We start from the raw sequence: 25,464 nt of genomic DNA, 5'->3' as shown, positions 1-25,464 counted from the left end.
TTAAGCCTCCTGCAATGTATCGAGACATGCTGAAACACACATACCGCTCAACCCAGCAAGTAAAATCGCCACATCCAATTGCATCCACGTTAAAACAATGGCCATAACAGCAGAAACACATATCCCAACGATCGCAATTTTATTTTTAATGAGAAGAATCGCCATCACAATAAAAATGGCCACAATAGAAAATTCCAAATGAAAGCTATTTAAATTGGGAATCCGAGTAACCAAACGTATTCCTACAAGGCTAAAACCCACCCAACAGACATAAAAGCTCAAGCCAGCCCCAAGTAAATACCAATATGGACGGTGATGTTTTAACATTGCTGTCGCGTATAGCTCATCTGTCAGTAAAAAGCCAATCGTGATGCGTTGAATAAGTGGCCTATGACCGATGTCTTTTTGAAGTTGTAATGCATATACAAAATGCTGACTGGTGAGAAAAAAATAGTTAACACAATACTAAAAATTGATGCGCCTGCAGTCAGCATACTTAAACTGACCAGTTGCGCAGCGCCAGCAAATACCATGCTGACATTCCTAAGGCTTGCATAAATGTTAATCCAGCATGCACAGCAACAGAACCTGCCAGCACAGCCCAAGGAATAACAGCAATTGATAATGGCAATATATCTTTCATGCCATGCAAAAAACCTAAAGATGGGTGTTTATTATCCTTACAATCTGACCTATTCATCGCCAACGACTCAATTCAACATTTTGACCTTGCCAATATGCAACTTCAGCACGTGTGATACTTGTACAAAATTGCTCATGTATTTATTCAAATAGTGGAATCACACGTTGAATAAGCTTCAATTGTCTTAACACAAGATCATCTTATTTATGATGCAATGTATATTGAGCAGGTGTACAGCCTAAGGATTTTTTAAAATGTCGATTAAAATGGCTTTGATCTGAAAATCCGCACAATTGCGCTGTAATGGCAATCTCTTGACCCTGTTTTAATAATTTTAATGATTTACGTAAACGGCACTGGATGAGCCATGCATGTGGTGGCAATCCTGTATGCTTTTTAAACTGTCGTAACAAATACCACTGGCTTAAGCCCACCATTTGCGCTAAATCCGCAAGCTGGTGCTCTTTTTCTGGCTCAGCGACTAAAAGATCTTGAATAATTTTTATTTTATCCTGCACCTCGGTGCATATTTTAAGTTGTTGTTTTTGTTTAGCATACTTACTGCACAAATAGGCCACAGTTGACACATATAAACTTTGTTTAAACAACACATTTTTAGGTTGTATTAACAAGTCAAAGAGTAAATTTAATTGTTCAGCTAGCCCCTGATCATGTATGACGGCTTCAGGAAACCAAGGTGCCATACTACGCTCATTAAAAAAATCGTAGCTCATCTCTTTGATCATTTCAGGTGTTGGATAAATAGCTCGATAACACCAACCCGTTTCAACAGCCGATGATCCCGTATGCACCTCATCAGCATTGACTAAAATAATGTCACCTTTGGGTGCAATATGTTGAGAGCCCGTACGTAAGAATGATTGCGCACCTTCATCAATCAAACCAATACAATAGCCCTCATGTGTATGTTTTGAAAAATGTGTTTGTTGATAGGATGCTTTTAAGAGCTCTAAACCTCCCAACTCTTGGACATGCCAATAATCTACAAACTCAATCACATTAGTATCTTGCATACTCATTCCTATGCGCTAAGAATTTACATTAGCAAGAACGTATGAAAAGCATAGAACAAAATTGCTCTCCCCCTTCATAAAATATACAATTATTGGTAAATTTTACCCTGATGTTTCAGCCAACCATCCACATGGCGACCATTTGGATCATGATGCGTCCAATGAATTACACCACCTTGCGCCGAATATTCGTACTCACCATAAAATTCCACAGTATCTCCTTTTTGCAAATGATCAATTCGCGGTGAAAGATCAATATTATGTGCAACCAATACTGTCTGCCCATTATTCAACTTTAAAATAAATTTTTGATGGCGCGATCCTTCGTTATCATCTTTTAACACAGCTTTAACTGTACCGACAGATTGCACCTGTACATTACTTTTCTGTTGAGCAAAGGCTTGCTGAATTTTTGCAAGGTCATCCTGCGATACAGTATCTGTATTTTTTTGATGATCAAATGTTTTAGGCGTTTCTTCTGGCTGAACTTTGGGCTCATTTGCCTGTTCAGCTACAGATACCTGCTGCGATCCAGATTGCTCTGATTTAGACCCTACATCTAAACCCAAATATGCTGCAATCAGTAAAACGATGACCGAGCCAATTCCAAGATGTGTTTTATTCGCCATTTTTAATCTATTTCTTCCTCTATTTGCTCATTATCTTAAAGCAGTTCATCACATTCTAAATGCACAATTTTGCTGCAAACTTACAAAACTTAAAATGATGTTCATATAAAAGTGCAAACATAAAAAAAGCCCCCAGTGGGGACTTTTTTAACACTTAATTTTTAGCGAAATCGCAAAAAATTATTGTGCAGCAGCAGCTTGAGCAGCAGCAACTTCGTCAGCAAAGCTCATTTCTGCTTTTTTCTCAATACCTTCACCAACTTCGAAACGTACGAAGTTTGCTACAGTAGTTGAAGTCGCTTTAAGAATTTCAGCAACTTTCTTGTCGTTGTCAATTACGTACATTTGGTTAACAAGTACAACTTCGTTAAGGTACTTTTGAACTGAACCAGTAACCATTTTTTCAACGATGTTCGCTGGTTTACCAGATTCAAGTGCTTTAGCTTCAGCGATTTCTTTCTCTTTAGCGATAAGATCAGCAGAAACGTCAGCTTCAGTTACAGCAACTGGGTTGAACGCAGCAACGTGCATTGCCAAACCTTTACCAGTAGCTTCGTCACCTGTGTAAGATACAACAACACCGATTTTTAAACCGTGTTTGTAAACAGCAAGGTTTTCGCCTTCAACGATAGTTGCGCGACGAACTTGGATGTTTTCACCGATTTTTTGAACAAGAGCAATACGAGCTTCTTCAACTGTAGCGCCATCTTCAAGTTTTAATTCAGCAATTTGAGCAGCATCAGTTACGTTTGCAGCAAGCGCAGCAGCAGCAACTTTAGCAGAGAAGCCAGCAAAGTTTTCGTCTTTAGCAACGAAGTCAGTTTGGCAGTTAACTTCTAAAAGAAGCGCTTTGTTACCTTCTTGAGCGATAGTGATCGCACCGTCAGCAGCAATGTTACCAGCTTTTTTAGCTGCTTTTGCTTGACCAGATTTACGAAGGTTGTCAATCGCTAATTCGATGTCACCGCCCGCTTCTGTTAATGCTTTTTTACATTCCATCATCGCAAGACCAGTACGGTCGCGCAATTCTTTAACCATGCTTGCTGTAACTGCAGTCATGTTATTCTCCTAAATACGGTAGAAAATGAATTCTTTTTAGAACAGAAACGGCCCAGAGGTATCTCATGGGCCGCCTGCATACATAACGCTTACTTTGCCACCATCACATGTCGCAAAAATGACAAGCTCACGTCAAACGCATTAAGCCTCAGAAGCAGGAGCTTCTTCGCCTTTAGCTTGTGCATTTGCTTGTGATTGAGCATATTCTTTACCAGCAAGAATCGCGTCAGCCATAGCAGAAGCATAAAGAGTAACTGCACGGATCGCATCGTCGTTACCAGGAATAACGTAGTCTACGTTGTCTGGGTTAGAGTTTGTATCAACGATACCGATTACAGGAATACCAAGGTTTTTAGCTTCTTTAATTGCAATAGCTTCGTGATCAACGTCGATTACGAATAATGCGTCAGGTAAACCACCCATGTTTTTAACGCCGCCAAGACCGCGTTCAAGTTTTTCCATCTCACGAGTACGTTCTAAAGCTTCACGTTTAGTAAGCTTAGCGAAAGTGCCATCTTGAGATTGAGTTTGAAGGTCTTTTAGACGGTTGATTGACTGGCGAAGAGTTTTCCAGTTAGTCAACATACCACCCAACCAGCGGTGATCAACGTATGGTTGACCTGCGCGTTGAGCTTGTTCACGGATGATTGCAGAAGCTGCACGTTTTGTACCAACGAACAAAACTTTGTTCTTTTTGCTAGCCAAGTTGTTAGCAAAGTTCAAAGCATCATTTAACGCAGGAACAGTGTGCTCAAGGTTGATGATGTGAATTTTGTTGCGCGCGCCGAAGATGTATTCGCGCATTTTTGGATTCCAAAAACGTGTTTGGTGACCGAAGTGAGCGCCAGCTTGAAGAAGGTCGCGCATGCTTACGTTGTAATCTGCCATTTTCTTTACCTTAAAGTTTGGGTTAGGCCTCCATATACCCGCATTCTCCACCTAAAAAGGCACCCAGAGATATGTGTCGATATATGTGCGGATTTTAATGCCCCATCGCACAAAGCTCGTGAAAGATATTCACGAAAAAGCATTTGATAAAATGGGCGGCTATTTATACCATAGTCACATACAAATTTCCAAAAGTTTTTAGAGATCATGAACAGTACTTACGAAGCTCCCCGCCGTTTAATTAAAACTCCAGACGAAATTGAAAAAATGCGTGTGGCTGGTCGGCTGGCTGCAGAAGTTTTGGATATGATCAAACCGCATATTGTTCCAGGTGTGACTACCCTCGAACTTGATACGATTTGTCATGACTATATTGTCAACAAACAAGATGCAATTCCAGCATGTTTAGGTTACGGTGCAGCGCCTGGTCGCCCAGCGTTTCAGCATGTAATTTGCACATCTGTTAACCACGTGGTATGCCACGGGATTCCATCTGAATCTAAAACATTGAAAAAAGGCGACATCCTCAATATTGATGTGACTGTAATTAAAGATGGTTATCATGGTGACACCAACATGATGTATATCGTCGGTGGTGAAACATCTATTTTGGCCAACCGTTTATGTAAAGTAGCTCAAGAAGCAATGTACCGTGGTATGGAAACTGTTAAACCTGGTTCTACCATTGGTGACATTGGCCATGCGATTCAAAAATATGTTGAATCTGAACGTTTTGGCGTAGTACGTGAATATTGTGGTCACGGTATCGGCACAGTGTTCCATGATGAGCCACAAGTATTACATTATGGCCAAGCAGATTCAGGCATGATTTTAGAAGAAGGCATGACTTTTACCATTGAACCTATGGTAAATGGTGGTGACTGGAAAACTAAACTTCTTGGTGACAAATGGACTGTGGTAACTAAAGACCACAGTTTATCTGCTCAATACGAACATACGATTTTAGTGACTAAAACGGGTATTGAAGTATTAACTGCACGTCCAGAAGAAGATTTATCACGCTTCCAAAACTAAGTGTGAGATAAACATAAAAAGGCCGCCCTGTTGCGGTCTTTTTTATTGCGCATGTGAAATGGTATATCACTCTATTTTTCTCAAAAAATTTAGATTTAATCTGTAGTTCTCTTTTATCCATATTCATATTAATGGCTAAAAATTCAAAATAAGTTGAAGTCTCCACTTCATTTTTATGCTTTTTCAAAATTTATGTAGACTTTTTTATGATTAAGCCAATTCACACTCCCCTTTATGCACCATTTTAGGCTAAGATAATGTGCTTTTTAATTTTTAATCCCTATAAGAAGGAATACTGCCGTGGACGTACGTCTCTCTGATCGTGTAAATGCCATCAAACCGTCCCCAACTCTTGCTGTAACGAACAAAGCAGCTGAATTGAAAGCTGCGGGTAAAAACGTTATTGGTTTGGGCGCTGGCGAACCTGATTTCGACACACCACAACACATCAAAGATGCAGCAATTGCAGCAATTAACAACGGCTTTACAAAATATACAGCTGTTGACGGTACTCCAGGCCTTAAAAAAGCAATTATCGCAAAATTAAAACGTGATAATAACCTTGACTATGCAGCAAACCAAATCTTGGTTTCTTGTGGTGGTAAACAGTCATTCTTCAACTTAGCACTTGCTTTGTTAAACAAGGGCGATGAAGTGATCATCCCTGCACCATTCTGGGTAAGCTACCCTGACATGGTCATCATCGCTGAAGGCGTGCCTGTAATTGTAAAATGTGGTGAAGAACAACGCTTCAAAATCACACCTGCTCAATTAGAAGCAGCAATTACTAACAAAACTCGTTTAGTTGTTTTAAACAGCCCTTCAAACCCAACAGGTATGATCTACACTAAAGCTGAATTAGAAGCTTTGGCTGAAGTTCTTCGTAAATACCCAGAAGTTTATATCGCTTCTGACGATATGTACGAACCAATCCGTTGGGACGACGAATTCTACAACATCGCAACTGTAGCGCCTGACCTTTATGACCGCACTATCGTTCTTAACGGTGTATCCAAAGCTTATGCAATGACTGGCTGGCGTATCGGCTACGCAGCGGGCCCTGCTAAACTGATTGGTGCGATGAAAAAAATCCAATCTCAATCAACTTCAAACCCAACTTCAATTTCACAAGTTGCTGCAGAAGCTGCATTGAATGGTCCTCAAGACGTTCTTGAGCCAATGATTGAAGCATTCAAACGCCGTCACGACTTAGTTGTGAAAGGTTTGAACGACATCAATGGTATCACTTGCCTTCCTGCTGACGGTGCATTCTATGCATACGCAAACATCCGTCCTTTAATTCGTGCAAAAGGTTTAAAATCTTGCACAGAATTCTCTGCATGGTTGTTGGAAGAAACTGGTGTTGCAGTAGTTCCTGGCGATGCATTTGGTCTAGGTGGTTACATGCGTATTTCTTATGCAACTGCAGACGAAGTACTTGTAGATGCGCTTGCACGTATTAAGAAAGCTGCTGATTCAATCGAAGGCGTAGATGCTGCGATTGCTTCAATTGCTGCTGAAAAATAATTTGATTTAAATATCAAATTTGAAAAACCCGCGAATTTCGCGGGTTTTTTTATACCTACTCATAAGTCATGAGATAAATCAAAGCACTCCATCTTCCCACACAACCAATTAAATGAAATTCACGATTCAAACTAGATCAGTAAACTCATTTGGCCTTTTTTCCAAAAAAATTAACTCAAATACAAAACCTAAAAACTTAAAATTGACTTTTGCATTCAAATATTGAATTTGCATTCTTTTTATATATTCAGCTATGTTATTCAAACAAGTTCCTTTTTAGAACCTATAACCGACCACAAAATTAATTTATCTCGAGAAATAGCAATGAATATAAAAGAAATGACTGGACTTGAAATTTTAAAGGCAATGATGCGAGGCCAAATTCCTCCAGCAAGCATTAGTGAAATCATTCCTATGCAACCGCAAAAGATTGAACAAGGTCATGTAGAGTTTGTTGTACAAGCTGATCAGCGCCATTTAAACCCACTTGGTGGGGTACATGGTGGCTTTGCCGCAACGGTATTAGATACGGCCATAGGATGCGTCGTACACTCAGCATTAGGTGCAGGTGTCGGCTATGGCACGATTGATCTCAATGTCAAAATGTGTCGCCCAATCCCTAAAAACCAAGAGCTACTAGCAATAGGTGATTTAATTAATATCAGTAAAAACTTAGCTATTTCAGAAGGGAAAATTATTGATGCTAAAGGAAAGATATATGCACATGCCACTGCAACATGCATGATTATTCATCCTTAAAAAGTTTTCTGCTCGCATGGTCATGCGAGCATTTAATTTTTAACTTTAAATGGCGGACTGCAATGCACGAATTAATTGATGCTGCGTCAAATCAATTCGATTGCTACCTTTCTGAAAGCAATAATATTTGAGTGTGCTATCTAGCTCAACACTTAACACTTTCTGCTCAGACACAGACCAGACTTTTGATCGGTTTGAACCAGAGAGTGCACTACCCGCCAACTGAAATAAAAACAGATCATGATCACGCTGCAAGGGAATGCGACGGCCGTCATCCTTATGTTCAAAGCGCAAATGACAAGAGGCATTAATTAACCACTTTTCACTAAACCATAATTGCAATAAATCACCCAACTGCAAGTCACGATGACCCAAAGGCCAAACGTTAACATACGCACCTTCTACAGGTGTTTGATATTGAGTTTGATCGGCAATAATCGACAAGTAGTTGTCTTGATAGAATTTGAAATTTGAGAAGATTTGAGAAATGCTAAGCGTATTCATTCGCTTTCTCCTATTTAGCCATTTTAGTGCTGGCAAGTTGGATTTAAATCCACACTGTCTAAGCTTTCGCCTAAACGCTCTGTTGTTAAATTCAGACTATCAACTGAATTTTATTTTTGCAAGCCCACATTTAACATTTCAGTAAAATTAAATTCTTTTGCGCAAATAAACAACATCCAAATCAAATATCAACGAAAGATCGCAATTTCTTCTTGACCCTCCCTCAAATGTCCTTATAATCGCACTCAGATTCTCCCATAGCTCAGTCGGTAGAGCGACGGACTGTTAATCCGCAGGTCCCTGGTTCGAGCCCAGGTGGGAGAGCCAAATACTTAAAAAACCCGTTCATTGCGAAACGGGTTTTTTATTAACTATTATTTTTACTTTTCTTTCTTTTCATTCCTTTTAATCATCTTTACTCACGATTAACTTGCACTCTAGCTCAAAAAATCCAACATCCTTACAACACAATGCTAAACAAGCAACAAACCAAACAGAGTGTTTCTCAACATCTCAACTCAACAGATTTAACACCCACCCAACACCCAGCCTTAAAAATAAAGTTCTTTCAAAAAGTAAAAAATGATTTATGAGAAAAGTCTAATACTGCTTAAATTTAGCACCAATTTTTAAAAAACATTTTAGCAAGATTATGCAATATCGTATTTAACAAGCATTTTTTTGATTAAATAAAATTTACGACTTGTCAGCAAAATACCAATATTGATAAATAGCTAAGAAAAACAAAAAAAACCGCATAAATGCGGTTTTTTTGGTTGCATTGACTGCAACATAAAGCAATCGCATGGGCGTAAAGTCCCACTTATATTGCTCTATATAGAGAAAATAACCATATTTTTAATCTTTGTCAAAGTTTCAATATAAACCCACAACCCTTTTAAACCATAAAACCAACGACAAAAATTATAACAACAGTCTAAAACTTCTCTCAACTCAAGTTAGATATCACATGCCCTATTGATTCAAAAAAATGCCGACTTCAAGTCAGCATTTTCATGATCATGTTATTCAACAACGTTAAATGCCAATGTGTATTTATAACGTTTTAACTGATCCCCTTTTGCAGTAAACGGTTGCTGATAATCTACAGTCAAAAGATACTGGCCTTGATCTTTAATCACAAAATTTAAGTGACCTTTATCATCAGATTGCAGGGTTTGATAAACACGATCTGTACGTTCAAAAGCATAACTTTGTGCCAACACCGATGCTTTTACATCTTTCACACCTTGAGCAGAGTCAACAACTTGCAACTGAATTGGCTGATTTACTTTCAACGTATTTGGATGACTTATAAAACGCACATCAAAACCTTCATGCACATGCTTTACAGAAACATCTGACATAGTACGACGTGAAATAAAAGTTTCTATAATTTCCTGTGTTTCTACAGTTTTAACTTTGCTATTTTTTTTCAAATCAGATTAATACACCACATTTGCTTTAAGCGGCTTAGCTTCATCACGTTTTGCTTGAATAAGCGCTTTCCACTGCCCGTCAACCAAAGCAAAGCGAGATGCAGAACCTTGTTTTACGCCACGAATACGGTAAGTACCTTCTTTTTTATTTTCCAAACTAAAACTACTTAATGTTTGAGTTTTTGCCCAAGCATCATCTGCAATTTCAATTTTTTCACCGGAAGGCGTGTGATAGTGGAATTTGAAATTCTTAATCGCGATCTCAGACACAAAAGGATTGTCATAAAAGCCTGAAACCACTGCGCTATAATTATTAAAAGTCTGATAATTTAAAGGTGCAATATAAGGATAGTGCGCAAAACCTGCTGTACTCAACAAGCCCAATGACAAGAACATCCAAGGTTTTAAAAAAGAATGCATAAAAATTTGAATCATCGATTAATAATGCCGACATTTTAAAAACCAAAAACCCAATTGTAAATGATTATCAATTATATTTATTTATTGGTATAAAAAATCCCCCATTTATGGAGGATTTTTTTAACTTAAGCAGCCTGAACTGGCACACCACTATGAAAACGAAATAATTCATCAGGTGAACTAATCAGATTCTTTTCTACTTCACGAATATGATCAATCCGCTCCTGAATATCTTCTTTCGGGTTTTTCAGTTTAGACGTCGTAGCCACATCCATTGCAAGCGACAGATAGTCCTCATAATGGCGTGATTCAGACTTAAGTAAATAACGGTAGTAACGACCTAACTCTTCATCTACACGCGGTGCAAGCGCATAAAAACGCTCACATGAGCGTGCTTCTACAAAAGCACCAATCACCAAAATATCAATTAAGGCTTCTGGCTCATAAGTACGTACTTCTTTTCGCAAACCACCCGCATAACGACCAGCACTAATTGCCGTCCACTCTTGACCGCGCTTTGCCATCAACTCAAGCACTTGTTCATAATGAAGCATTTCTTCACGCACCAATTGCGCCAGTTTAATCTGTAAATCTGAGAAAAAACTGTAACGGAACATCAAGTTCATGGCCGTGCTGGCAGCTTTCTTTTCACAATTGGCATGATCCTGCATCAGGATATCCAAATTATCTACTGCCATATCCAACCATGCAGTTGGCGTTTCACAGCCCAAGAAGCCAATGACTGGCTTCATGAGTTCATCATAATTAATATTCGACATTATCTTTACTATTTAATTAACGAGCGGCTTTAATCACAGCTTTCATCTGTTGCACAGCTTGTGCCAAACCAACAAATACAGCATCTGCAATGATTGAGTGACCAATGTTTAATTCGTGAATCTGTGGGATTTTCGCAATTGGCGTCACATTGTCAAGGTTTAAACCATGCCCAGCATTTACAATTAAGCCCTGAGATGCTGCATATTCAGCACCTTTCACAATACGCTCTAATTCATGTTGCTGTGCTTCTGCTGTTTCGGCGTCCGCATAAGCACCCGTGTGCAATTCAATGGTCGGCGCACCACATGCAACAGCCGCATCAATTTGCGCAAAATCAGCATCAATAAATAATGACACTTCACATCCGATTGCTGCTAATTCTTGTGTCGCTTTTTTAACATCTTCAAAATGCCCCACCACATCTAAACCACCTTCTGTGGTAACTTCTTGGCGTTTTTCAGGCACAAAACAAACATGATGAGGTTGGATCTCTTTTGCAAAGGCCACCATTTCATCTGTAACTGCCATTTCCAAATTCATGTGTGTTTTTAATACAGGACGCATACGACGCACATCATCATCTTGAATATGACGACGGTCTTCACGCAAATGCAAGGTAATACCTTCTGCACCTGCTTGTTCGCAAATCAGCGCCGCATTTACAGGATCTGGGTAAGTGGTGCCACGTGCTTGTCTTAAAGTCGCGACATGGTCAATATTTACACCAAGTAATGCAGCCATAATATTTTCCTAAATTACGCTTTCGTTTGAGAATTCTGTATCCAAAGCTGGCGACTTTTTAAAGGTCTGTCACCCAACAAAGAGCTAATCATTTGCCGATAGAGCTTAGAGAGTAATTGTAACTGTTCTGAATTAAAATCCATACCCTTTTCATAATTACACATAGACAAGATCTTCTGTCCACTTAAGCTCGCTCGACTGGCTTGCACAATCGGCATAAAGCCTGCATTCAGTTGAAACTGATAATACTGTAGGGGATTAATATCGGCCTGTGATGCATCAACAGAAAAGTCTAATGGATAACCCAATTCTTCAATCAATTCATGTTCAAATTTTCTTAAAATTTGCCTTAAAAATTCATTTGGATTGATCTGCTGAGCCATCGTTTGCAAACTACTTAGGGTTTCAGCATATTGTAAAAATGTTTGAGGCATTTCTACTTCTAATGGGCATAGTCGCAACAAAATTTCATTTAAATAAAAGCCAGAAAAGAAGGCATCACCAAAAAAGAAAATCGGCTGATTGACAATTTCTAATTTTGTAAAATTTTTTAGATCAGATTTACCTGATGCTTGCAGTGAGATTGGCTGATATTGAGGAGGTGGCGTTTGCCTAAGAATACCATCGACACGGCCGTGTTCTTGTGTAAATAAATGCACAATATGACTACGTTCACGGTATTTTCTATGATGGATGAGATAACCATGCAAAACTTCATTACGCATGATTCAGGCAATTATTCCTTGCTCTGTTTATCTTGTTCTTTACTGCTATCTTCTTCACCATCTGGAATGATAGCTCCAACTACAGCTGCAGTGCCTTTCACTACACCTTTCGTCGTTTTATACGCAACTTTAACAGGAACAGTCACAATTTTAGTAATACAGCCTTGTAGTAAAAAAACACTCGCTACAATGAATACAACTTTTATCATGACCATTCCTTTTAAAGTTTAAACTTTAGATATCGCTATATCCTAAGCTTTTTAATGCACGCTCATCATCAGACCAACCGCCTTTCACCTTAACCCACAGTGTTAGCATGATCTTTTGTTCGAACATTTTTTCCATGTCCACACGTGCATCCATACCAATTTTTTTCAGCTTCGCGCCTTTTTCACCAATCACAATGGCTTTTTGACCTGGGCGATCCACAAAAATAGTTGCATCAATATAAGTACATGCAGCCTTCGGACGACCTGTTTTTGGATTGATGGTTGCTTCTTCTGTTTTAAATGATTCAATTTGAACCGTTAAATCATACGGAAGTTCTTCACCCAATTGACGCATAATCTTTTCACGAATCACTTCAGATGCAAGGAAGCGCTCTGAACGATCTGTAATTTGATCCATTGAATACAGTGGTGGCTGGAATGGCAAATACTTTTCAATTGTGTCACGCAGGTGATCTAAGTTTGCACCACGTAATGCTGATACAGGAACAATTTCCGCAAAATTCATCAGTTTTGCACGTTCTTGAATCAATGGTAATGCGTGGTTCTTGTTTTCTAGCGTATCAATTTTATTGATCACAAGCAGCACAGGCATATCTGCATTTTTAAGTTTTTCCAAAACTAAATCATCGTTTTGAGTCCACTTATCTGCGTCAATCACGAATAACACAAGGTTAACGTCACGCAGTGCCGAATGCGCCGCACGGTTCATCATTTTATTGATAGCGCGAACTTCTTTTTTATGCATCCCCGGTGTATCCACAAATACAGCCTGTGATTTTTCTCGCGTATCAATACCAACAATTTTATGTCGTGTAGTTTGTGGCTTACGTGAAGTAATAGACAATTTTTGACCCAAAATATGGTTCATTAATGTCGACTTACCTACGTTTGGACGACCAACAATCGCCACAAAACCACTTTTGAAGTCTGACGGAATTTCAGTACCTTGGGCACTAAAAAACTGACTAATTAAATCGTTACTGTCGCTTTGCGACTCGTGATCAGCATCAACGTGATCGGAATGAGTAGTCATTAAGACTTTTGCTCCAAAATTTTTAAAATATCAGCCGCCACTGCTTGTTCAGCAAAACGACGACTGGATCCTTCACCATATTGCACAGCAATACCCTCAACAATACATTCAACTTTGAAATGCTGATTTGGAGCATCACCTTGAATATCTATCACATCGTAAACCGGGAGAGGCTTTTTACGTGCTTGTAAATATTCTTGCAATCGCGATTTTGGATCCTTCAATTGATCTGTTGGTTCAATGTGGTCTAAATAAGGTACATACCATTTCAGCACGATTGGCTCTAAAACCTTCAGGTCTTGGCAATCCACATAGATTGCACCAATAATCGCTTCTACCGTATCTGCCAGTATAGACTCACGATGATGACCGCCAGATTTCAACTCACCCGTACTTAAAATTAAGTTTTGGCTGAGTTTTAAATCGTTAGCAATTTTACCAAGTGCTTCCTGACGTACAAGCGTTGCACGCATACGCGTTAAACGCCCTTCATTTTCATCAGGATAAGCGTGGTATAGATAATTGGCAATTATCATACCCAACAATGAATCGCCTAGATATTCTAAGCGTTCATAGTTGTATTTGTGGCTCACCGATCGGTGGGTCAACGCCAGTTTCAGCAATTCAGGCTGTTTAAACTGATAACCGATTCGACTCGCTAAACGGGCCTCATTTAGCTTGGACTGAGCTTTGATCAAAACGTTTCTCGAACTTTAACACAATATCTATATTCAATAAGAATGGCTTTCTTATTTCATAATTTTTTTCAACAAGTAGACCATTTTCATTGCTGACTTTTGCAACATCAGCAAACTTCTTATCCACCATATTCATCTGAAAACGCTTATCCATCTCCTTATCAAATGCCGCCGGAGATAGATTTTTAGGACCACTTGCTATTTGTTGCTCAATTTGATCATTGATCAAACGATCATCAACGTATGGCCCCCAAACTGCAACCAGTGCTTTAGCAATAAATGCTAAACCAATAACTGCAAATAGAATTGCAATGTATGACGCCCCTTTTTGATGTCGCATTTTTATTTTCCTAAAGACATATTAATCGATCGCACCATTTCGACCAAATGATGGGATTTTAAAGCCAGGCTCTTTATGCATCCATTTGTAGAATGCACGACCTGTTAAGTTCTCTTCTGGTACAAAGCCCCAAAAACGACTGTCAGCACTTTGATCACGATTATCCCCCATCGCAAAGTAATGACCTTCTGGCACTTTCACTTCCCAATATAAACCATTTTCATTGGCATACTTACCATTGTCAACATAGTTGATAAACGGTGCTTGACGCGCAACATTCACCCCTTCAAGTTCACGCATCGTAAATGTATGCGTACCTAAAGTTTCTTTATGATAAATAGACGTTGGTGTATCTAAACTATCTTTTTCTCGACTAAATTCAGTCGGAACTTTTGGAACCTTTTGACCATTAATAATCAACTGCCCATGATCATATACAATATGATCCCCTGGCAAACCCACAATACGCTTAATATAACTAATTGTTGGTTGTGGTGGATAACGGAAGACCACGACATCGCCACGCTCTGGCTCGCCTACGTTAATAATTTTCTTATTCACGATTGGTAAGCGTACACCGTATTCAAACTTATTCACCAAAATAAAATCACCTGTTTCTAAGGTTGGTACCATAGAATCCGAAGGAATATTAAATGGCTCATATAAAAATGAACGCAGAATAAGTACAACGGCTAATACAGGCCAAAAATCATAAGCCCATGTAATGATGACATTTTCATTACCCTTGCCCTTGGTTTGTCTTTGTTTCCAAACCAGTTTATCCAACAGCCACACTAAAAAGAAAATTAATGTAACTGGTACAAGGATTAAATTAAAATCAAAATCCATGAGCTAAATGACCTCTGTCTTTATTATCTTTCTACTTTCAATACTGCAAGGAACGCTTCTTGTGGGATTTCAACACTACCCACTTGTTTCATACGTTTCTTACCTTCTTTCTGCTTCGATAAAAGCTTTTTCTTACGTGATACGTCGCCGCCATAACATTTTGCCAATACGTTTTTACGCATTGCTTTTACGGTTGAACGAGCAATGATTTGAGCACCAATGGCCGCCTGGATTGCCACATCAAACATTTGACGTGGAATCAAGTCTTTCATTTTCTCAACCAATGCAATACCACGATGACGTGCATCTTGACGATGACAAATCATTGCTAAAGCATCTACCTTATCACCATTAATTAACACATCAACCTTAACTAAAGATGAAGACTCGAAACGAACAAAGTTATAATCAAGTGATGCAAAACCACGTGAGCATGATTTCAACTTATCAAAGAAGTCCATGACAACTTCAGCCATTGGAATTTCAAAGGTAATTGACACTTGGTTCGCCATAAACTTCATGTCTTTTTGCACACCACGGCGCTCTACACACAATGTCATTACATTACCCAAGTACTCTTGTGGAACTAAGATATGACATTCTGCAATCGGTTCACGCAGGTCTTCTACTGTCGAACCATCCGGCATTTTAGATGGGCTATCAATGTAAATGGTTTGACCATTTTTCATGACCGCTTCATAAATTACTGTAGGCGCTGAAGAAATAAGGTCTAAATCGTACTCACGTTCTAAACGCTCTTGTACGATTTCCATGTGTAGCATACCTAAGAAGCCACAACGGAAACCAAAACCTAAAGCATCTGAGCTTTCTGGTTCAAAGAACAACGCTGAGTCATTAATTTGTAGCTTGTGCAATGCTTCACGGAATGGTTCAAACTCGCTGGCATCAATTGGGAATAAACCTGCATAAACCTGTGGCTTCACCTTTTTAAAACCAGGCAAAATTGCAACATCTGGTGTGCTTGCCAAAGTAATGGTATCACCTACTGGTGCACCAAAGATGTCTTTAATACCCGCAATAACGAAACCAACTTCACCCGCTTCTAGGATGTCAGTTTCGGTATGTTTTGGATTAAACACACCCACAGAAGTAATAATGTGCGTTTGACCTGTTGATTTCATCAACATTTTGTCACCTTTACGCACACGACCTTCTTTAATTCGTACCAGCGAGACAACACCTAAGTAGTTATCAAACCAAGAGTCAATGATCAATGCTTGTAATGGTGCATTTCGATCGCCTTGTGGCGCTGGAATCACATCTACCAAACGCTCAAGCACGCCTTCAATGCCTAGGCCTGTTTTTGCTGAACATGTTGGCGCATCGGTTGCTTCCACGCCAATAATGTCTTCAATTTCTTGAATTACACGTTCAGGCTCTGCCTGTGGTAAATCAATTTTGTTTAGAACGGGAAGAACTTCTAGCCCTTGCTCAATAGCGGTATAGCAGTTTGCTACTGATTGTGCTTCTACACCTTGTGCAGCATCTACAACCAATAAAGCACCTTCACACGCAGCAAGTGAACGTGAAACCTCATACGAGAAATCCACATGTCCTGGTGTGTCAATAAAGTTCAGCTGGTATTCTTCGCCATTTGGATGTGTGTAGTACAAGGTAACTGAGGCAGCTTTAATGGTAATGCCACGCTCACGCTCAAGCTCCATAGAGTCGAGGACTTGCGCTTGCATTTCTCGATCTTGTAAACCGCCACACGTTTGAATAAATCGATCGGCAAGCGTCGACTTACCATGGTCGATATGCGCAATAATCGAGAAGTTACGAATGTTTTTAATATCAACAGATTTTTTAGCTTGCGCCATGGGCTACCTTGAACAAAATAAAACGCTATGCATTAAATCTCATGCATAACAAAAGCCGAATAGAAATTGCCGTGGATTATAGCAGATGGTTTTTTTAAAGTATCGAAAATAATGAACTCGTTTGCGTGCATTTCTAACCCAGCTAAACAATGAACCTAACTTGTATGTTCCCCAGTCATATCCTCTGTATGATACTGCTGAAAGTCCGTTGGATTTTGATCTGCATCAATCGGCTGATAAGCTTGGGTAAATGTTGGAGATAAACGTTTTGGTCGACCTGTGGCAATTTCAATACAAGCCCATTGCGTATTGCCCATAAACAAAATTGCACGATCTTTTGGTCGATAAAACATATATTGGCGATATGAATACAGCGCATTAATATCACTAAGCCATGTTCGCAAAATAATTTCATCTCCTAACATCGCAGCTTTGCGATATTGAACATGATGTTCTACCGCAACCATGGCATGTTTTAAAGCCAAATATTCATTTAAACCTAATCCTAAAGCCTCGATATGCGCTGTTGCTACATCTTGCATCCAACTTACATACACCACATTGTTGACGTGACCCAATATATCTATATGTTCTGGCTGTACTGTCAGTTTTAAATCAAATGGGGTACTCATGTTGGCCTTCATTTTTACTTTTCAAGATCCCTACAGTCTACGGTAAAACACATATAGGTAAATGACCAAATGTTAAAAAAACCGTTTCTTTCGAAACGGTTTTTAGCTATGCATTCATCAATAGCCAGTTTTTTATTGAATACGCATTCCAACGATTGCACGTTGCCCTTCACGAATAATCGCCACTCGTGCAATCGTTCCTTTTTTCAGCTCAGAAACGGCTGATACAAAATCATTGGCATTATTAATGGTCTTATTGTTTAGCTGTGTCACCACATCGCCTGGCAAAATTTTCGCTTGGGCAGCAATACCATCTCGTAAGACATCCTGAATTAAAACACCACCCTTAACATCTAAACGGCTTAATTCAGCTTCGGTTAAATTGCGAATACTCACTCCCAAAACTGGACCTTTACTTACCGGTGCCTTATTTTGTGATTGTGCAGGTGTATCATCTGGAGCAACCACTAAAGTCGCACTAATATTACGGCGCTTATCATCACGTAATACTTCTAATTGAATCGTTTGATTTGGCACAGATCGATTCAAGTTATTTAATAAATCAGAAGTTCTTGAAATTGGTGCACCATCTAATTTTAAGATGACATCACCCGCTTTTAATCCTGCTCGAGCAGCTGGAGAATTTGGAGTGACTTGAGTAATTAAAGAACCTTCAGGTTTAGATAAGTTATAAGACTCTGCTAAATTACGGTCAATATCTTGCAAACTCACCCCTAAATAAGTTCGCGTAACTTTACCGTTCTTTTTCAATTGCTCTGCGACATCCATTGCAACATCAATAGGAATAGAGAATGACAAGCCCATATAACCACCCGTTCCACTAAAAATACGTGAGTTCACACCCACGACTTCTCCACGCTGGTTAAACAATGGACCACCTGAGTTACCTGGATTTAGCGCGACATCTGTTTGAATAAATGGTACTGAGGTTTCCCCCATCATATTACGCATTTTTGCACTGACAATACCTGCAGATGCTGAATAATCAAATCCGAATGGCGATCCAATTGCTAAAACTGGCTCACCCACTTTTAATTGCTCAACATTCCCCGTGCGTAGTTCAGGAAAATCAGTCCCTGTAACTTTTAATAAAGCCACATCGGTACGTTCATCACTACCAACTACTTTGGCATCAATTTCACGGCGGTCATTCAATACAATGGTGACTTTAGATGCATCTTCCACAACATGGTGGTTCGTGAGTAAATAACCATCTTTACTGATAAAAAACGCACTACCATACGCAGTTTTTTCTTGTGGCATACGTTGCTGCGGAATAATAACTTGATTACCGAAAAAACGCTTCAAAATCTCAGGGACTTGCTGTTGTAGTAGTTCTTCTTGACTTAACTTTTTAACTACATTCACACTGACCACAGCAGGACTGACCTGCTCTACCAAATTGGAAAAATCGACAGGTGCCGCCGCTTGAACTTGCGTCGCCGCTACAGTGAAAACCGCCGCGTATAATCCTTTTTGTAGGTATTGGTTTTTCATAACAAGTATGCATCCCTTTTTATTGAAGTTTTGAAATAAAATTGTTTTTATCACAAAGTAAAAGCTTCATTCGTAACAATATGTTTAGATATACATCCTAATAAACAATAGCTTAATTATTCCTTAAAAACACACGGTGTATGAATAATATTCATCATTTTTCAATCAACAAAGGCTTGCCTTTTTGATTAAAAAGCGCTGTTATTACCAAACTTTTTTCAAATTAGCTTAATGGATATGCCTAATTTAGAAACAACACATCATTTTGATGTAATTATTGTAGGTAGCGGTGGTGCTGGCCTGAGTTTGGCCTTGTCATTACCCGCACATTTTAATATTGCAGTTTTGGCTAAATCGACACTCACCGATGCCAGCACTTATTATGCACAAGGCGGTGTGGCTGCAGTACTAGATAAAACCGACTCACTTGAACAACATATTGATGACACCATGATTGCTGGTGCATATTTATGTGAACGTGATGCAGTCAAACAGACGGTTAAGGGTGGCAAACCCTCCGTCGATTTTCTACTCGATCATGGTGTGCAATTCACCCTAGATCAGGATGAACAATTACACTTAACCCGTGAGGGTGGCCATTCACAGCGTCGTATTATTCATGCTGCAGATGCGACAGGGCGTGCAATCTCGACTACCTTAGTACAACGGGCACAAGAAAAACAAAATATTCATATTTTTGAAAACTATATTGCGATTGATTTAATTACTTCGCAGAAGCTTGGCCTTGCAGGTAAGCATCGAGCTTTAGGTCTATATGCTTTAGACGAACAAAACAATCAAGTCCACACGTTTCTTGCACCATTTACCGCACTGGCATGTGGTGGTGCAATGAAAGCTTATTTGTATACCTCAAACCCAGACATTGCGACAGGTGATGGCATTGCGATGGCATATCGTGCGGGTTGTCGTGTCGCAAATATGGAATTTAACCAATTTCATCCGACCTGCTTATACCATCCTCAAGCACGTTCTTTTTTAATTACAGAAGCCATGCGTGGTGAAGGTGCATATTTACGCCTTCCAGATGGCGAACGCTTTATGCTCCGTTTTGATGAGCGTGCCGAACTCGCACCACGTGATATTGTCGCACGTGCAATCGATTATGAAATTAAACGTTTAGGCATACGTCATGTTTGGCTTGACATTAGCCATAAACCTGCTGATTTTGTCAAAGAACACTTCCCGACACTCTATGAGCGTCTATTGGAATTAGGCATCGACATTACTACAGATATGATTCCTGTGGTACCTGCTGCCCACTATACCTGTGGTGGTGTGGTGGTTGACGAAAATAGCGAAACAGATATTGCAGGATTATATGCAATTGGTGAGACATCTTATACGGGCTTACATGGCGCCAACCGTATGGCAAGTAACTCACTTTTAGAATGCTTTGTCTACGGTATGGCCGCTGCCAAACATATTGAAACGCATCTACAGCCTGAGTATGTTTCCCCTGAAGTTCCTGCTTGGGATGATTCTCAAGTTACCAATCCTGATGAAGATGTCGTGATCTTGCAAAACTGGGATGAATTACGTCAAACCATGTGGAATTATGTGGGGATTGTACGTACGACCAAGCGTTTGCAACGTGCTTTGCATCGAATTGAAATGCTTAACCATGAAATCACAGAATACTATCAAGACTATCAAGTCAGTAAAAACCTGATTGAATTACGCAATTTGGTTTTAGTTTCGGAAATGATTGTACGCTGTGCGATGGAACGTAAAGAATCTCGTGGATTACACTTTACACTTGATTATCCAGATTTGGCTCCTGAATTACGTAAAACCGTTTTAGCACCTCCTAATTTCCAAGTCGATTGCCCACTAGTGAACGAAGACTAAAACGTTGTAGATCATTCAAAACCATTTAAACAACAAGTAAAACGTCAGGTCGTGGCTTACACGGCCTGATATTTACCCGATTTTCAGCCTGCTATGGATGATGAATTCCATAAGCCTCTTGAGCAGCCCGAAAGCTCAATAAGTGTAATTGCACCAAATCTTCTAATTTTTGATAGCCACCTGCTAATACAAACATCATGGGTATTTGACTGCGATGCGCGAGTTTAAACACCATTTCTTCACGCTTTTGAATGAGTTCCGTACTGAACCATGAAGAGCCAAAAGGATCTGCTTGATGACAATCCATCCCTGCTTGATACACAATTAAGTCCGCTCCCCAATCTTTTGCCATTTGAAAAGCCTCATGCACGGCCAGCGTATATTGTACAAAACTGCCTTTATCTTTATGAACATGCCGTGTCACGGAACGTGGATATGTAGGGCAACCAAAAATTAAGCCATAAATACTAAAGTTAAATAGATTACTGAAGCGTCGCGTAAATTCAGCAGTACCGTCTCCACCGTGTTGATCACAATCTAAAACAAATATTTTTTTATTGGGAAACTGCTGTGCAACCAGTGCTAAACCATTAAATGTGCAAAATGACCCACCAAATTCAGGCATCGCATGATGAAATCCTTGTGCGATATTGGCAGCAATACCATTTTTCCATGCCAGTTCTGCAGTCAAAATTTGCCCTGCATTAATATTGAGTACTGCATCACGCAGCTGTGTATTCCACGGTTTAAAACCAGAAAATGTGGCTAATTTTTCAGGTATTCCAGTATTAACAGCATCAACATAAATTGGGTCATGTAACTGTTTTAAAATTTCTATATCCAGAACTTCTGGCCTGTGGAAACGAATATTAGGCCATGTCCCCAATGCATCTGCAACCGCTTTAAGCTTTTCCATACTATTGGTATGTGTATGTGCCACATACTGAGCTGAATAGCAGACATCTAACATGCAAATTATTCCAATTGTGCTAAAGCAACATCCATTAATTGTTGTAACTCTGTGGTCCCTGGGCTAAATAACCCATTGGCCACTTGCTGTTCAAAATGCGTACTAAACGCTCGTTTTCGATGTACTGGAGAAACAGCCAAAGTAGTTAATCTTAAAAACCAGAAACCATCAATGGCATTATGTGGAATGATATAGCCACTATATTCTTGGTTTGGAATTTTTTGCGCAATCTGCGTAATGTCATAATCTACTGAAAATAAAGAACCCGCAGGAAGTCGTACACCGTTCATAATCACTGGGCGCAAACTAATACAAGAGTGATTATCTCCCATATTCATTTTTTCCATGAGTAGAGGCTTCCCCTGTTCATCAATAAAAATATTAATTTCACCCTGTCTTAATACTCTACGATGTGCAATTTTTAGAAAAAAATTCTCTGCCATTGGGCAAGACCCTACTTTGGGCTTTTCACTTCGATTTTTTAATTCAACCACCCCTGTTCCATCACGGGTCTTAGGTAAAATGACATCCTCAATTAAATCGCAAATGAGCTTGCTTTCCTCTAACTGCGCATGTTGACCCAGTCCACGTAATGCTGTTTGAAGCTGATATTCAGTTTTTAATTGCTGCTTATAATCTGAGTCTGGCGCATGTGCCAAGAATTGTTGAACTTGCAGATTTTGATCCAGATTATGCCAGTCATCAACCTCTAGCTGATACGAACTACTTTGGTCTTTTAACTGGCGTAAGTTTTTAGCTTCCCATGTCTCAAATAACTTTAAATCTTGATAATCTGCGACATCACGTGTGGTATTTACATACTCCGCGAGCACACGTGTGGCCTGCGTATAACCACAGCCACGACGTTCACTTTGATGTGAATAATGTTCATTGAGCATTTCACTTAGTTTTACAGACAAAGGATGTACACGAGAAGTGAAAAGCTGAAGGACTTCATGATCTTTATCTGCCATTTTTATTATTCCTGTCTAACTGTTTTTATTATATTTTTTATTTTTTTTTGCAACATAAGTATTTTGTATGTCAGTCCATTTTCCCGCCTAGTAGCCAACATAAACACCAACAATTGCAATAAAGTTGGCATTTATATTCGACAAATGGTCATGCGCATTTTTCATTTACATGATTAGTCTTTATTCAGCCTCACGTTTTGGAGGGATCGAATATGTTCCTGTGACATGCGCGACGGGATCTTCTGAATCAACTGAATAAATCCACACCTCTCCCACAACCAATACTTTACCTACTTTGATTAAGCGGCATTCAGCCCGCAAATTTAATCCCCCAGTAGGCTTACGTAAAAAGTTAATGTTCATATTTGTGGTGACAGCCAGCCCCACTAAACCAATTTCTCCCAAAATGGCCACATACATTGCAAGATCAGCCAATGCCATCATGGTGGGTCCTGAAATGGTTCCGCCTGGGCGAATATCAATGCTACTCACTTTCCACAATACGGAAGATGAACGTTCATCTACAGCCAAAATTTCACACTTTTCTAAACTCGGCGGATAGACCAATGATAAAAATTGAACCACCTCTTCCAGTTTCACAGACATTAAAAATCACCCATCACGATGTAATGGATGATTTTTAAAGTAGTTTGCTGGTGAAAACTATGACCATTTGGACAAGTGTAGTGAATTTATTTATCCAGTTATCGCAGTATTATTCATACATGGTCACAGATCTATGCAAAACTTATAAGTAGTTCATTGCTTGTGTAAAAACATGTTCAGGGCTTTGTGTCGCATCTAAGCGTTTCACACGCTGTGGTTCACGCATTGCCAAACTTGCATAACCCGACCTTACTTTCTCAAAGAAAGTGACTTTCTCTTGCTCAAAACGATCCAGCGCACCACGTGCTCGTGCACGATCCATACCCAACTCAATAGGCGCATCTAACCAAAATGTGACATCGGGCATACGACTAACAAAATGCTCATTTAGCATCTGTAGTTTGCTTTCACTTAAACCTCGGCCTGCACATTGATAAGCAAAACTTGCATCAGTAAAACGATCACAAAGTACGATTTTCCCTGCTTCTAATGCTGGCATAATCACTTGTGCAATATGTTGCGCACGTGCGGCATACATCAGTAAAAGCTCAGTATCATTACACATTTGCTCTTCATGATTTACTGCTAAAAGTAAGCCACGAATCTGCTCTGCCATAGGTGTACCCCCTGGCTCACGTGTAAGAACCACATCTTGAGCTTGGCTTTGAAAGTGCTCATAGATTTTACGAATGAGCGTGGTTTTACCAACCCCTTCAGTACCTTCAAAACTGATAAACATGCTCACTCCTTATTTCTTCGAACGTATCACAGCAAGATACTCTTGCACTGCGCGATTATGATCTTGCAAATTTGCGCTAAATTTATGCCCACCATTGCCAGTTGCAACAAAGTAAATATTGTCTGCAGCATCTGGATGCATAGCCGCTTCTATGGCTTTTTTACTTGGTAAGGCAATTGGTGTTGGCGGTAAGCCACTCATAGTATAGGTATTATACGGCGTTGGCGTACGCAAATCCTGACGGGTAATATTGCCTGTATATTTATCACCCATGCCATAAATCACGGTTGGGTCGGTTTGTAAACGCATGCCTAATTTTAAACGGCGTACAAATACGCCTGACACCTGTTCTAATTCACTGTCGAGACTGGTTTCCTTTTCAATAATGGATGCCATTACCAGCGCTTCGTATTTATCTTGATATGGCAAATCTGTTGCACGATTCGCCCAAGCTTGATCTAAAGCTTTCATTTGACGGCTGTATAAGTCTTTTAAAATCTTTTTATCCGACTCACCTTTGGCAAAGAAATAAGTATCTGGTGCGAATAAGCCTTCAGGATGGTCAAAAGGAATATCTAATGCCTTTAACAGCTCAGCTTGAGATAAATGAGATACATCATGTTGTACCAATGGATCTTTTTTTAGTGCTTCAATCAATTGTTTAAAGGTTGTGCCTTCAATGACTAAAATGCGATTCATTTGAGCATTATCAACATTTGAAATCATTTGCATGACTTCGCGAATGCTCATACCTTCACGCACTTCATATACACCCGCTTTTAAGGTGTCGTGTATCATCAATTTTTGATACAGCTTCAAAACAATTGGAAAACTAGCTTTATCTTCCTTCACCAATCGATCGATAAAACCTGAATATGTATCGCCCTGACCAATGGCGAGCATCTGTTTTTTACCCTCAATTGGATAAGACTTAAACAAGCTCGACCATAGTACAGCACAGAGCATCACAGCCATGAGCAAA

27 protein-coding genes, 1 tRNA gene and 1 pseudogene are annotated in these 25,464 nt (G+C 39.5%); 5 read left to right on the top strand and 24 right to left on the bottom strand.

Annotated features, from left to right (window positions below; genetic code table 11):
• The 5 genes and pseudogenes from C9E88_RS17970 to rpsB all read right to left on the bottom strand — a co-directional run bounded on the left by C9E88_RS17970 (nucleotide 1) and on the right by rpsB (nucleotide 4,253).
• Nucleotides 1-700: pseudogene (locus C9E88_RS17970) on the bottom strand (AzlC family ABC transporter permease).
• A gap of 143 nt (nucleotides 701-843) precedes the next feature.
• Nucleotides 844-1,677: an AraC family transcriptional regulator gene (locus tag C9E88_RS05625; protein ID WP_106985885.1), complete on the bottom strand. Its 834-nt coding sequence runs from the start codon at nucleotides 1,675-1,677 to the stop codon at nucleotides 844-846.
• A gap of 89 nt (nucleotides 1,678-1,766) precedes the next feature.
• Entirely contained in the window at nucleotides 1,767-2,306 is a 540-nt protein-coding gene (locus tag C9E88_RS05620) for a DUF3465 domain-containing protein (RefSeq protein WP_106985886.1), read from the bottom strand.
• Nucleotides 2,307-2,486: 180 nt separating this feature from the next.
• On the bottom strand, nucleotides 2,487-3,365 hold the full coding sequence (gene tsf, locus C9E88_RS05615) for a translation elongation factor Ts (RefSeq protein ID WP_106985887.1): 879 nt from the start codon (nucleotides 3,363-3,365) through the stop codon (nucleotides 2,487-2,489).
• Between the two features lie 141 nt (nucleotides 3,366-3,506).
• Nucleotides 3,507-4,253 carry a 30S ribosomal protein S2 gene (rpsB, locus tag C9E88_RS05610; protein ID WP_106985888.1) on the bottom strand — a complete coding sequence of 249 codons (747 nt, stop codon included), beginning with the start codon at nucleotides 4,251-4,253 and terminating at the stop codon, nucleotides 3,507-3,509.
• 207 nt (nucleotides 4,254-4,460) lie between these two features.
• On the opposite strand from rpsB, the gene map reads away from it, so the two are divergent.
• The 3 genes from map (at nucleotide 4,461) to C9E88_RS05595 (ending at nucleotide 7,574) form a co-directional block, all read left to right on the top strand.
• Nucleotides 4,461-5,288 (top strand): type I methionyl aminopeptidase, encoded by an 828-nt coding sequence (gene map / locus C9E88_RS05605; RefSeq protein ID WP_106985889.1) that lies wholly within the window; start codon nucleotides 4,461-4,463, stop codon nucleotides 5,286-5,288.
• Nucleotides 5,289-5,588: 300 nt separating this feature from the next.
• A complete protein-coding gene (locus tag C9E88_RS05600) occupies nucleotides 5,589-6,815 on the top strand; it encodes a pyridoxal phosphate-dependent aminotransferase (RefSeq protein WP_106985890.1) in 1,227 nt (408 codons plus the stop codon).
• Nucleotides 6,816-7,139: 324 nt separating this feature from the next.
• Nucleotides 7,140-7,574, top strand: a complete 435-nt coding sequence (locus C9E88_RS05595; protein ID WP_106985891.1) for a PaaI family thioesterase — start codon at nucleotides 7,140-7,142, stop codon at nucleotides 7,572-7,574.
• A 45-nt stretch (nucleotides 7,575-7,619) separates the two neighbouring features.
• On the opposite strand, the gene C9E88_RS05590 is transcribed toward C9E88_RS05595, so the two are convergent.
• Entirely contained in the window at nucleotides 7,620-8,078 is a 459-nt protein-coding gene (locus C9E88_RS05590; protein WP_106985892.1) for a hypothetical protein, read from the bottom strand.
• 251 nt (nucleotides 8,079-8,329) lie between these two features.
• Here C9E88_RS05590 and C9E88_RS05585 point away from each other — a divergent pair.
• Nucleotides 8,330-8,405, top strand: a tRNA-Asn gene (locus tag C9E88_RS05585).
• A 698-nt stretch (nucleotides 8,406-9,103) separates the two neighbouring features.
• On the opposite strand, the gene C9E88_RS17750 is transcribed toward C9E88_RS05585, so the two are convergent.
• The 13 genes from C9E88_RS17750 to C9E88_RS05525 form a co-directional block, all read right to left on the bottom strand.
• Nucleotides 9,104-9,517: a DUF4198 domain-containing protein gene (locus C9E88_RS17750; RefSeq protein ID WP_227865874.1), complete on the bottom strand. Its 414-nt coding sequence runs from the start codon at nucleotides 9,515-9,517 to the stop codon at nucleotides 9,104-9,106.
• Between the two features lie 6 nt (nucleotides 9,518-9,523).
• Entirely contained in the window at nucleotides 9,524-9,937 is a 414-nt protein-coding gene (locus C9E88_RS17745; protein ID WP_227865872.1) for a hypothetical protein, read from the bottom strand.
• A gap of 125 nt (nucleotides 9,938-10,062) precedes the next feature.
• Nucleotides 10,063-10,716 carry a MiaE family protein gene (locus C9E88_RS05575; protein ID WP_106985893.1) on the bottom strand — a complete coding sequence of 218 codons (654 nt, stop codon included), beginning with the start codon at nucleotides 10,714-10,716 and terminating at the stop codon, nucleotides 10,063-10,065.
• Between the two features lie 16 nt (nucleotides 10,717-10,732).
• A complete protein-coding gene (pdxJ, locus tag C9E88_RS05570) occupies nucleotides 10,733-11,458 on the bottom strand; it encodes a pyridoxine 5'-phosphate synthase (protein ID WP_106985894.1) in 726 nt (241 codons plus the stop codon).
• A gap of 14 nt (nucleotides 11,459-11,472) precedes the next feature.
• Nucleotides 11,473-12,186, bottom strand: a complete 714-nt coding sequence (recO, locus tag C9E88_RS05565) for a DNA repair protein RecO (protein ID WP_171501791.1) — start codon at nucleotides 12,184-12,186, stop codon at nucleotides 11,473-11,475.
• An 8-nt stretch (nucleotides 12,187-12,194) separates the two neighbouring features.
• On the bottom strand, nucleotides 12,195-12,392 hold the full coding sequence (locus C9E88_RS05560) for an NF038104 family lipoprotein (protein WP_106985931.1): 198 nt from the start codon (nucleotides 12,390-12,392) through the stop codon (nucleotides 12,195-12,197).
• A gap of 25 nt (nucleotides 12,393-12,417) precedes the next feature.
• Nucleotides 12,418-13,446 (bottom strand): GTPase Era, encoded by a 1,029-nt coding sequence (gene era, locus C9E88_RS05555; protein WP_106985896.1) that lies wholly within the window; start codon nucleotides 13,444-13,446, stop codon nucleotides 12,418-12,420.
• Nucleotides 13,446-14,144: a ribonuclease III gene (rnc, locus tag C9E88_RS05550; RefSeq protein ID WP_106985897.1), complete on the bottom strand. Its 699-nt coding sequence runs from the start codon at nucleotides 14,142-14,144 to the stop codon at nucleotides 13,446-13,448. Before rnc ends, era begins: the two co-directional genes overlap by 1 nt.
• Complete coding sequence (locus C9E88_RS05545; RefSeq protein WP_106985898.1) at nucleotides 14,116-14,484, bottom strand: DUF4845 domain-containing protein; 369 nt, start codon at nucleotides 14,482-14,484, stop codon at nucleotides 14,116-14,118. Before C9E88_RS05545 ends, rnc begins: the two co-directional genes overlap by 29 nt.
• A 21-nt stretch (nucleotides 14,485-14,505) precedes the next feature.
• Nucleotides 14,506-15,333, bottom strand: coding sequence for a signal peptidase I (gene lepB / locus C9E88_RS05540; RefSeq protein WP_106985899.1), 828 nt, complete (start codon nucleotides 15,331-15,333; stop codon nucleotides 14,506-14,508).
• A gap of 23 nt (nucleotides 15,334-15,356) precedes the next feature.
• Entirely contained in the window at nucleotides 15,357-17,174 is a 1,818-nt protein-coding gene (gene lepA / locus C9E88_RS05535) for a translation elongation factor 4 (RefSeq protein WP_106985900.1), read from the bottom strand.
• Nucleotides 17,175-17,329: 155 nt separating this feature from the next.
• Nucleotides 17,330-17,806: an acyl-CoA thioesterase gene (locus C9E88_RS05530; protein WP_106985901.1), complete on the bottom strand. Its 477-nt coding sequence runs from the start codon at nucleotides 17,804-17,806 to the stop codon at nucleotides 17,330-17,332.
• Between the two features lie 132 nt (nucleotides 17,807-17,938).
• Nucleotides 17,939-19,324, bottom strand: coding sequence for a Do family serine endopeptidase (locus tag C9E88_RS05525; RefSeq protein ID WP_106985902.1), 1,386 nt, complete (start codon nucleotides 19,322-19,324; stop codon nucleotides 17,939-17,941).
• A 231-nt stretch (nucleotides 19,325-19,555) separates the two neighbouring features.
• Here C9E88_RS05525 and nadB point away from each other — a divergent pair, with 231 nt between their 5' ends.
• Nucleotides 19,556-21,193: an L-aspartate oxidase gene (gene nadB, locus C9E88_RS05520; protein WP_106985903.1), complete on the top strand. Its 1,638-nt coding sequence runs from the start codon at nucleotides 19,556-19,558 to the stop codon at nucleotides 21,191-21,193.
• Between the two features lie 91 nt (nucleotides 21,194-21,284).
• Here nadB and C9E88_RS05515 read toward each other — a convergent pair whose 3' ends face one another.
• The 5 genes from C9E88_RS05515 to mltG all read right to left on the bottom strand — a co-directional run bounded on the left by C9E88_RS05515 (nucleotide 21,285) and on the right by mltG (nucleotide 25,457).
• A complete protein-coding gene (locus C9E88_RS05515) occupies nucleotides 21,285-22,163 on the bottom strand; it encodes an arginase family protein (RefSeq protein WP_106985904.1) in 879 nt (292 codons plus the stop codon).
• Nucleotides 22,164-22,168: 5 nt separating this feature from the next.
• Nucleotides 22,169-23,137 carry a hypothetical protein gene (locus C9E88_RS05510; RefSeq protein WP_106985905.1) on the bottom strand — a complete coding sequence of 323 codons (969 nt, stop codon included), beginning with the start codon at nucleotides 23,135-23,137 and terminating at the stop codon, nucleotides 22,169-22,171.
• Between the two features lie 180 nt (nucleotides 23,138-23,317).
• Nucleotides 23,318-23,743 (bottom strand): PaaI family thioesterase, encoded by a 426-nt coding sequence (locus C9E88_RS05505; RefSeq protein ID WP_106985906.1) that lies wholly within the window; start codon nucleotides 23,741-23,743, stop codon nucleotides 23,318-23,320.
• Between the two features lie 142 nt (nucleotides 23,744-23,885).
• Entirely contained in the window at nucleotides 23,886-24,482 is a 597-nt protein-coding gene (gene tmk, locus C9E88_RS05500; protein WP_106985907.1) for a dTMP kinase, read from the bottom strand.
• 9 nt (nucleotides 24,483-24,491) lie between these two features.
• Nucleotides 24,492-25,457 (bottom strand): endolytic transglycosylase MltG, encoded by a 966-nt coding sequence (mltG, locus tag C9E88_RS05495; RefSeq protein WP_425267154.1) that lies wholly within the window; start codon nucleotides 25,455-25,457, stop codon nucleotides 24,492-24,494.
• Nucleotides 25,458-25,464: the final 7 nt, after the last annotated feature.

It is taken from the genome of Acinetobacter cumulans, assembly GCF_003024525.3.
Taxonomy (GTDB): domain Bacteria; phylum Pseudomonadota; class Gammaproteobacteria; order Pseudomonadales; family Moraxellaceae; genus Acinetobacter; species Acinetobacter cumulans.
This window is presented reverse-complemented; position numbering and strand designations above follow the sequence as displayed.